Origin of the sequence: Synechococcus sp. R6-10, from assembly GCF_047461815.1 — a bacterium.
Lineage (GTDB): Bacteria > Cyanobacteriota > Cyanobacteriia > Thermostichales > Thermostichaceae > Thermostichus.
The window spans coordinates 1-8,860 of sequence record NZ_JANSHW010000065.1 but is presented as its reverse complement, the minus strand read 5'-3'; the positions used below and the strand labels follow the sequence as shown (position 1 = coordinate 8,860).

At 57.9% G+C, this 8,860-nt stretch carries 10 protein-coding genes; 4 read left to right on the top strand and 6 right to left on the bottom strand.

Annotated features, from left to right (window positions below):
- A partial coding sequence (locus tag NW837_RS02125) for a phosphate ABC transporter substrate-binding protein (protein WP_414329056.1) occupies positions 1-896 on the top strand: 896 nt, incomplete at its 5' end.
- 258 nt (positions 897-1,154) lie between these two features.
- Here NW837_RS02125 and NW837_RS02120 read toward each other — a convergent pair.
- Positions 1,155-2,153: an ABC transporter permease gene (locus NW837_RS02120; protein ID WP_414329055.1), complete on the bottom strand. Its 999-nt coding sequence runs from the start codon at positions 2,151-2,153 to the stop codon at positions 1,155-1,157.
- Between the two features lie 60 nt (positions 2,154-2,213).
- The gene (locus NW837_RS02115) at positions 2,214-3,035 is read right to left on the bottom strand and encodes an ABC transporter ATP-binding protein (RefSeq protein ID WP_414329054.1); all 822 of its coding nucleotides are present in this window, start codon (positions 3,033-3,035) and stop codon (positions 2,214-2,216) included.
- A 246-nt stretch (positions 3,036-3,281) separates the two neighbouring features.
- Between NW837_RS02115 and argJ the strand changes: the two genes are divergently transcribed.
- The 3 genes from argJ to hypA are packed head-to-tail and all read left to right on the top strand — an operon-like array spanning position 3,282 to position 6,095.
- Positions 3,282-4,499, top strand: a complete 1,218-nt coding sequence (gene argJ / locus NW837_RS02110; RefSeq protein WP_414329057.1) for a bifunctional glutamate N-acetyltransferase/amino-acid acetyltransferase ArgJ — start codon at positions 3,282-3,284, stop codon at positions 4,497-4,499.
- Positions 4,500-4,514: 15 nt separating this feature from the next.
- Complete coding sequence (gene speB, locus NW837_RS02105) at positions 4,515-5,693, top strand: agmatinase (RefSeq protein ID WP_414329053.1); 1,179 nt, start codon at positions 4,515-4,517, stop codon at positions 5,691-5,693.
- 3 nt (positions 5,694-5,696) lie between these two features.
- Positions 5,697-6,095: a hydrogenase maturation nickel metallochaperone HypA gene (gene hypA / locus NW837_RS02100; RefSeq protein ID WP_011434106.1), complete on the top strand. Its 399-nt coding sequence runs from the start codon at positions 5,697-5,699 to the stop codon at positions 6,093-6,095.
- On the opposite strand, the gene NW837_RS02095 is transcribed toward hypA, so the two are convergent.
- From NW837_RS02095 to NW837_RS02080, 4 genes are all read right to left on the bottom strand, one after another.
- Positions 6,092-6,409, bottom strand: coding sequence for a TMEM14 family protein (locus NW837_RS02095; protein ID WP_011434105.1), 318 nt, complete (start codon positions 6,407-6,409; stop codon positions 6,092-6,094). The two genes, hypA and NW837_RS02095, sit on opposite strands and share 4 nt — an antisense overlap.
- A 27-nt stretch (positions 6,410-6,436) precedes the next feature.
- Positions 6,437-6,643, bottom strand: a complete 207-nt coding sequence (locus NW837_RS02090) for a hypothetical protein (RefSeq protein ID WP_238376795.1) — start codon at positions 6,641-6,643, stop codon at positions 6,437-6,439.
- Between the two features lie 329 nt (positions 6,644-6,972).
- Positions 6,973-7,779: a PPC domain-containing protein gene (locus tag NW837_RS02085; RefSeq protein WP_414329052.1), complete on the bottom strand. Its 807-nt coding sequence runs from the start codon at positions 7,777-7,779 to the stop codon at positions 6,973-6,975.
- Between the two features lie 167 nt (positions 7,780-7,946).
- A partial coding sequence (locus tag NW837_RS02080) for a methionine gamma-lyase family protein (protein WP_414329051.1) occupies positions 7,947-8,860 on the bottom strand: 914 nt, incomplete at its 5' end.

Genomic DNA, 8,860 nt, shown 5'->3' with positions numbered 1-8,860 from the left:
AGAACACGCCTCCTATCCCCAGCCAGATTCCAGCTGCCCGGCCCCAAGCCCCAACAGCGCCCAACCCCCCTCAGGCCCAGGTACCCAACCCGCCTGCCAACGCCGTTAATCTGGATACTTCTCTGCCCAACCCAGTAGTGCTCCAGATGGATGGCAGCGTCACGATGATCCGGATCGTCTTGGCCCTGAAGGGAGGCTACACCCAGCGCAACCCCGGCATTCCCCTCGCCTATGGGATCCCGGATGGCAAGCCCAATGGATCCAATGCCGGCCTGAAGGCCCTGATGGAAGGTCGCATCCAGATGGCCGCTAGCTCCCGCCCCCTCAATGCCAGCGAAGTGCAGGCGGGTCTACAGGCGATCCCGGTGGCCAAAGATGCCCTGGCGGTGGCGGTGGGGGTGAACAACCCCTACAAAGGAGGACTGACGCTGCAGCAATTGGCCGATATCTTCCAGGGTCGGATCACCAATTGGAGCCAGGTGGGCGGCCCGGATCGGCGGATTCGGGTCCTCAATCGCGCCCCCCAGAGCGGCACCTACAGCGTTTTCCAAGAACTCGTGTTGTTGGGGCTGCCCTTCGCTCCCGATAACCCTCCCTACTTCACCACCGCCACAGAAGATGTCACCACCCCGCTGCTGCGGGCTTTGGGAGAAGATGGCATCACCTACAGCACTGTCGATCAGGTGCAAAACCAGCAAACGGTGCGGATTGTGCCCATCGACGGCCAGATGCCCACCCGTGAGGCCATTCAGAGGGGCAGCTACCCCTTGGCGCGGAATGTGTTTTTGGTGGCACCTCAAAGAACCAGCCCTGTGGTGGCCGATTTCATCAACTACGCGCTCTCGGATCAAGGCCAGCAAATCATTGGCCGCACTGAGTTCATCCCCCTCCGATAGCAACCCAAAAATAGCATCTGAGATAGCCGCCGACAGCAAGCGCAGCGATATCTCTGGACTTTTCCAGAAGACGCCTTCCACCTGCTCCTATTCAAGGCACTTAGTCGTTTCAGGTTAGAGTGAGGCGCCTGAGCTATTGAGAAAAGCCTTTGGCCGCGTGCGTTCAACGTTTTAGGGGTGGGTGCAGCGTCCTAGTTTGAATCCAAATGACCCTAAATGTTAGAGAGGGGGCCCTAATTTTCACCAAAGTTCAATTTTTCAGTTCTCTCGGCGCACAGCGCTCTCATGCCACTTGCCCAACACCCTGTCGGATAGAGCACTTAAGGAAATAAAGATCAGGATCCCCAAGCCGGTGACCAAGATCAAGGCCGCAAACATGCGGGGCACCTGCAGGTTGAAGCTGGAGATCAAGATCTGGTAGGCGATCCCGGCCCGCTGCCCGCCAGTACCAGCGACAAACTCCGCCACCACCGCCCCAATCAAAGAGAGGCCACCGCTGATGCGCAGGCCCCCCATGAAATAGGGCATGGCACTGGGTAGCCGCAAGTAGATCAACGTTTGCCAGCGGTTGGCCTTGTACAGTTGGAACAGGTTGAGCAGGTTGTGATCGACGCTGTTCAGCCCCAGAGTGGTGTTGGAAAGAATCGGGAAAAAAGCCACAATCCAGGCGCACACCACCATCGCAGCAAAGGTGTTGTTGCGCAGCCAAATGATGATCAGCGGGGCGATGGAGACAATGGGCATCGTCTGTAAAATCACCGCATAAGGGAAAAAGCTGCGCTCGATCCATTTGCTCTGGGTGAACACAATCGAGACCAAAAGCCCCGACACTGTGGCAGCCAAAAAGGCCACCACCGTAATTTGCACAGTGATCAACAGGGAAGGAAAAAGCGTTCCCCAGTCGCGGATGAGGGTTTGCACCACCAAAATCGGCCCCGGCAAGAGGTAGTGGGGCACTCCCGTTACCCGCACCGCCACTTCCCAGCCCACCAAGAAGAGGATCCCGACGATAAGGGGGGCAATCACTTCCAGGTTGAACCAACGGCCCAGATTCAACCCCTTTGCAGGCACCCCTGAGCCGGCACTCGGTATGTCTGCCTCATCCGTGGGTTGGGATCCGAGTTTTTCTCCAACTGCGCCGGTCAGCTTGGGCAGAGACCAATCCGGCCAATGGAGAGGCCAGCTCTCCCCCAAGCCAACAAGGGATCCCAGCCAGCGGCGCAATGGGTCGAGAAGGTGGACAAACGGGTCGAACATATCGTGAAGTTGAGATACGCAATAGAGAGTCAAGGGAGCACTGTCAAGCAAGGGATCCCATCAGCGCAAACGTCCAGCAGAGAGGGGGCGCAAATAGGGGGGATCCTGAGCTGAGCCGTGCATGGCCTCGTGCAGACGGGCCGACACTTCACGGCAGTAGTTGTTGTAAAGGGAAGAGGTGCGAAAGTCTTCCGAGCGGGGATAGGGCGCATCGATGGGAATATCGGCTATCACCCGCCCTGGGCGAGCCGCCATCACCACCACGCGGTTGGACAGGTAGACGGCCTCGTAAATGTTGTGGGTAACGAAGAGCACCGTCCAGCGCTTTTCTTGCCACAGCTCCAACAGGTCGCTGTTCAACTTGCTGCGGGTGATTTCATCCAGAGCTCCGAAGGGTTCATCCATCAGCAACACCTGCGGCTTGGTTACCAGGGCGCGAGCAATGGAAACCCGCATGCGCATGCCGCCCGATAGCTCGCGGGGAAAACTGCGCTCAAACCCCTGCAGGCCCACCCGTTGTAGAGCTTCCAAGACATCTCGATCGGCTTTTGGCTTGGGCTCACCTGCCAACTTCAAGGGCAGACGCACATTGTCCATCACCGTTGCCCAAGGCATGAGAGCCGGCTCCTGAAACACAAAGGCCAACTTGGGCTCCCCCTGGGGGGCGTTCTTCTCAAAACTTTGCCCCCATTCGATAGAGCCTGTGGTCAGATGCCCCAGACCCGCCACCAACCGCAGCACTGTGCTTTTCCCACAGCCGGATGGCCCCACCAAGCTAACGAACTGCCCTTCTTGGATGGTCATATTCATGTCCTGCAAAGCCACCGTGCCATTGGAATAGACCTTGCTGACATGGTTGAGGGTAATGACAGGGGTGGGCATGGCTGGCAATTCCCAGAGCAGAGGATAGAAGAGTATCCTTCCCAATCTAAAAAGGGGAAAAGATGGGTGATAGAAAGCGCACACTTTCAAAATACCCCTCTCTGCTGCCTCTGCTTGGTAGGCATAACTACAACTCTTGCCCTCAGAACCGGTTTCCAGAGAGTTTCTCACGGAAAGCTTGCGATGACCCAAATCGGAGCAGCAAGTCGGTATGATGTTGCCGACCACCCTCTGGCCAAGGAACACATGGGATCCCCATTTAAACCGGTTGCAGGTGCTGTTACAGCCCCGCGAGGATTTCGAGCCGCTGGAGTGGCCGCTGGCCTCAAGCCCTCAGGAGCTGCGGATCTGGCTTTGATCGTTTCCGAGTGCGATGCGGTTGGGGCAGGCGTTTTTACCACCAATCAGGTCAAAGCAGCCTGTGTTACCTACAACCAAGGGATCCTCGCCCAACAGCAGCCGGTGCGGGCCATCCTCTGCAATGCTGGGCAAGCCAACGCCTGTACCGGAGAAGAAGGAGAGCGCAACAACGCCCAACTGGCCCTCTGGGTGGGAGAACGGTTGGGGATCCCGGCCCATCAGGTGCTCACGGCCTCCACAGGGGTCATCGGGCGACAACTGGAAATGCCGAAAATCCAAGCAGCCCTGCCTGGCCTTATCGACAGCCTCTCTCCAGAGGGGGGGGAGAGCGCCGCCCGCGCCATCATCACCACCGACTTGGTGACCAAAAGCGTTGCCCTGCAAGCTGAGATCGACGGGTACACCGTCAGGGTCGGGGGCATTGCCAAGGGATCCGGCATGATCCACCCCAACTTGGCCACGATGCTGGCTTTTTTAACCTGCGACGCGGCTGTGGATCCCCGCCTGTGGCAGCAGATCCTCAAGCAAGCTGCTGACCTCAGCTTTAACCAAATCACGGTGGATGGGGATACCAGCACCAACGACATGCTCTTGGCTCTGGCCAACGGCCAAAGTGGGATCCCAACCCTGCAAGCCGGCACAGAAGCTGCCCAGACTTTGGCGGAGATGGTCAACCAAGTTTGCATTCATCTGGCCAAGGCCATTGCCCGCGATGGGGAAGGAGCTACCAAGCTGCTGGAAATTCGGGTGTGTGGGGCTGTGGATGATGGGGCAGCCCGGCATATGGCCCGTGTGATCGCCAGCTCTCCCTTGGTGAAGGCGGCAGCTTTTGGCAACGATCCCAACTGGGGACGGGTGGCAGCCGCCGCCGGCCGAGCCGGGATCCCTTTTGACAGCCGCTGGTTGGATATCCGTCTGGGGGATTTTCTGCTCATGCAGGCGGGAATGCCCCTGGCTTTCGATCGCAAGGCAGCCTCTGAGTACTTGAAAGGGGATCCGGTGACCTTCACCGTGGATCTCCATCAGGGATCCGGCCAGGGCGTGGCCTGGGGCTGCGATCTCAGCTACGATTACGTGCGCATCAACGCCGAATACACCACCTAATGGGGGATCCCAGCCATGACCACCGAATCGAACGCAAATAACGGCTTTTCCACCGAAGCCCAAGCGGCTTTGGCCAAAGAAGCGAGGCTTTCCCTATCCGGTTGGCAGCAAGAGGTGAGTCGAGGCTTAGAGTTTGGCCTCGAGGCAGCAGCCAGCATCGGCGATCGCTCCATCCCCACCTTTTCCCGTGGCGAATTGCCCCATTATGCCGGCATCAACACCTTCCTCAAGGCTCCCTACCTGGAGGATGTGCGCAAAGTTGGGGAGTACGATGTGGCAGTGGTGGGTGTACCCCACGATTCCGGCACCACCTATCGGCCCGGCACTCGCTTTGGCCCACAGGGGATCCGGCGCATTTCCGCTCTGTACACCCCCTACAACTTTGAGTTTGGCGTCGATCTGCGAGAGCAGATCACCCTCTGCGATGTCGGCGATATTTTTACGATCCCGGCCAACAACGAAAAATCCTTCGACCAAATCTCCAAAGGGGTAGCTCACATTTTCGGGTCTGGCGCCTTTCCCGTCATCCTGGGCGGGGATCATTCGATTGGCTTTCCCACGGTGCGGGGGATCTGTCGCCACTTGGGGGACAAGAAGATGGGCATCATCCACTTCGACCGCCATGTGGACACCCAAGAAACCGACTTGGATGAGCGCATGCACACCTGTCCTTGGTTTCATGCCACCAACATCCGCAACGCACCGGCCCACAACCTGGTGCAACTGGGCATTGGCGGCTGGCAAGTGCCACGGCAAGGGGTGAAAGTGTGCCGGGAGCGGGCCACCCACATCCTCACCGTTACCGACATCACCGAAATGGGCTTGGATGCAGCCGCCGATTTCGCCCTCGAAAAAGCCCTAGACGGCACCGATTGTGTGTACATCAGCTTCGATATCGACTGCATCGATGCCGGCTTTGTACCCGGTACAGGCTGGCCAGAGCCGGGTGGGCTGCTGCCGCGGGAAGCGCTCTACTTGCTCAAGCGCATTGTGCGGGAAGCACCGATCTGTGGCCTGGAGGTGGTGGAAGTCTCTCCCCCCTACGACATTAGCGATATCACAGCCCTGATGGCCACCCGAGTCATTTGCGATACGCTGGCCCATTTGGTGGTATCTGGGCAACTGCCGCGCCGAGAGAAGCCCGCCTACATCCACCCGGAGGCGACGCCAGAAATGGCCGGCGACTGGAGGTAAGAGATGCACGAGACCGACATGACCCGCGCCTTGATCCAAACACTACGTGACTGGTGGCAAAGTCAGCCGGGACAGCCTCAGATCGCTCGGGTGCACCTGGTGGTAGGACAGTTTACCTGTGTAGAGCCGGCCAGCCTAACCTTTGCCTATGCCGCACAAACCCAGGGTACTTTCCTACAGGGATCCCAGTTGGTCATCCGGGAAACGCCGCTCATTGCCTATTGCCATCCCTGCGGCCAAGAATACAAGCCAGAAATAGGCCGGCGCTATGCTTGCCCCAACTGTGGATCCCCGATGGAAGAGATTCGCTCGGGCCGAGAGCTGAAAATTGACTACATCGAAATTGACTACATCGAATGTTCAACAAACTTCACCCCACCGGCGCAACCAGAAGTCGCCTAGGCCGCTCCAAAGCTAAGTCCCAGAAGGACAGCTGCTCCCAAGCTGAGGATGAACATCAAGCCGGCAGGCATTAACGTTCGGGTTTTGCGGTAGCGCAGGGCGAATACGATAGATCCCAGCACTGTCGTCCCCAGGCCCAAGCCCAGCCCCCAGCGGGGATCCACCCCCAGCAGCCCATAGCTGACTCCGCTGAGGGCGGCCCCAACCAGCCCCCCGATGAGAGACTTGGAGCTTTTGCCTTTGCTATAGCCGATTGCTCCGCCCACCAAAAGCAGTGCCCCGTAGACCAGCAAGGTGATTTGTGCGGCCAGCATGATGGGAAAACCTTGTCCTCTCTAGGTTTAATCCACGAGGATATCGCGAATCAAGGGCAAGCGAATGCTGATGTAGCGATTGAGAATTGAGGCATCGACACTGCTGAGGGCGTGTTTTTTCTGACAGGCGCTCAGAAGCAGGTTCACCAAGTCATCGTCACGCTTTGTGAGCCAATCTGGCCTGCCAATCTCGCTGACCAAAGACCAAAACTGGCGTACCATTTCAGGAGTCATGGCATCCATTTTGTGGAGATAGGGGCTGAACTGCAAAAGAATGGTCTAGGCCATCGATTCGATTCTAGAAAAAAGACCTCATCCCCGAGGACAATATTTCAGCTCCGTCACAACTTAGGATAAGATGTTATGCTTTCCCACAAAGCTCAGCAAGCAGTGCCCCTTCTGGCTTTGTGAGGATCTTAGGAAGGTAAACTGGCAACTCCTGACATATATCAACATTAGGCGTTAAAAAACGATGATTCCTGTCAAAATCTCGACATCAGCATCAGAAGGTTCACAAGCCCCCTTATCCAAGCTGTAAGACAGGGAATCTGGGCGAGCAGGGGCTAGCGCAAGGCGTACTGTAACCTATAGGCTCCTTCTTCTCGTGGCTTATGGGTGTTGGCCCGCAGGGTATAAGTGCCGGTGCGGGGCAGAAAGGCAATCATCAGAGCATCGGTTCCACCCCCTTGGTCATCATCCCAAGCCCTGACTTCTCCACTGGGATCCAGCAGCTGCAAAAAGGCATCGAAATCGGAGCTGGTCATGGAAGCGATCAGGATCTGGCCGGCGCGGGCGGCAATGGGATATTCGTCCATCCAACTGCCATCCTCAGGATGCTGAAGGGATCCCTCCTGCAGACGGCCCGATAGGCTTTCCTGCCAATCTACCTGGGTGAGGATATAGGTGAGCCGGTAGTTGCCGGTGGATTCCGGCTCAAAGCTGGTGGCCCGCAGGGTATAGGTGCCTCCCTCCGGCAGACGCACTGCCAACAGGGCATTCACATCCAGGCCAGAGTCATCGTCAAAGCCAATCACCCGCCCTTGACCGTCCACCAGCTCCAGATAAGCATCAAAATCTTCGCTCTCTAGGGCCGCAATCAAAATCTGTCCCGGCTCAGCGGTGACGGGGATCCCATCCCAAAAGCTGCCGTACTGGCGGCTGACTTGATCTCCCACCTCCAGCGCTCCCGTCACGGTTTGGCTGCCTCTCCACAGAGCAGAACGGGTCAGCGCAGATCCCACCGGCAAGCCTCTCTCTCCCACCCGATCCAGCAGCCGACAGCCGCCGGCCAACCCCAATGCCACCAGAGCCAGAGTCAAACGGGATCCCCAACGGCGAGGAGATGCGCAAGAACGATACCAGCTCAACATCGGAAGGGATCCCTTTCTAAAGAATGGCAACTGTAGACTGATCCTACCCCCTGATTGATTGAGCGAAAAGTTGGTCAGAGACGACAACTCCTGCCAACTTCGTGCTGAGTTTTGAGGTTGTTGGCTTGCCCCTTCCTTGCTGTTTCAGCCGAGAGCAAACTGTTGGCCTACAGGGTTTCCCAAGCTTGCAAGACGGCTTCTAGGGCCAGCCGCCCATGGTAGAGATGGGTTCCCCCCTGCAAGTAGACGGTGTAGGGATCCCGCATCGGCCCATCGGCAGACAGCTCGGCGCTGCTCCCGGCAATAAAGGTGCCTGCTGCCATCACCACCGGGTCTGCATAACCGGGCATCACCTCCGGCACTGGGGTGAGGTAGGAATCCACAGGAGAACTGTTTTGAATCGCTTGGCAGAAAGCCTGCAGCTTTTGCGGGGATCCCAATTGAATGGCCTGGATGATATCGGTGCGAGGAGCTTGAGGCAGAGGCGAGACCGGGTAGCCCAGATCAGAAAACACCTGCGCCGCCAGATGGGCGATCTTCACCGCTTCGGCCACCATCTGCGGGGCCAAGAACAAGCCTTGAAACAGAAGGCGGTTGAGATCTAGAGTTGCCCCCCCCTCCGAACCAATGCCCGGAGCCGTTAACCGACAAGCGGCTTGCTCCACCAGCTCTGCCCGCCCGGCCACATAGCCCCCTGCGGGAACGAGGGTGCCCCCCGGATTTTTGATCAGGGATCCGGCAATCAGATCTGCGCCCACATGGGTTGGCTCCTGGGTTTCCACAAATTCGCCGTAGCAATTGTCCACAAAAACCACAACTTCGGGGTTTTGCGCTTTGACCATTTGGATCATCTCGGCAATCTGGGCAATGGAAAAGCTGGGCCGCCAATCGTAGCCACAGGACCGCTGAATGTGAACCAAGCGGGTTTGCGGTCTGAGGGCGGTTTTCAGGGCCTGCCAATCGACAGTTCCCTCCCGCAAATCCAACTGGCGGTAACCGATGCCAAACTCCCGTAGGGATCCCCGCCCGGAACCCCGCAGACCGATGACCTCTTCAAGGGTGTCGTAAGGGGGGCCGGTAA